This is a genomic window from Streptomyces sp. NRRL S-455 (genome assembly GCF_000717875.1).
Classification (GTDB): Bacteria; Actinomycetota; Actinomycetes; order Streptomycetales; family Streptomycetaceae; genus Streptomyces.
On the sequence record NZ_JOCT01000078.1, the window covers coordinates 1 to 428 of the forward strand.

General features: G+C 66.8%; 1 pseudogene. It reads right to left on the reverse strand.

Annotation, left to right across the window (positions count from 1 at the left end):
• Positions 1-372: pseudogene (locus IE97_RS0137880) on the reverse strand (transposase); the annotation flags it as partial.
• Positions 373-428 lie beyond the last annotated feature (56 nt).

Here is a 428-nt window from a genome sequence, read left to right on the forward strand (position 1 = left end):
GATTCGGGCCTGTCAGGTCCCCCTTTTCAAGGCCCGCATGTTCACCGAGTCGATCGCGCACCGCGACCAGTCCAACTCGCCGCGGGCACCGAGCTCGTCGAGGACCAAGCGGTGGAGCCTGGCCCACACCCGTGCCTTCGACCACTCCGAGAACCGCCGGTGAGCGGTCGCTCCGGACAGGCCGAACGACGCCGAAGGCAGCTGCAGCCATGTACAACCCGACGTGGCCACGAACACGATCGCGGCCAGCACCTCCCGGTCGCCGTGCCGACGCCGACCACCACCCTGCGGCCGCGACGGCGCCTCCGGCACCACCCGCTGGAACAACTCCCACAACTCGTCCGGCACCAGCCGCTCAACGATCCCCACCATGACTCACAGACTACCGAGTCACCCAAATGAGATGGCTTCTTAGACCGTGTCCTATG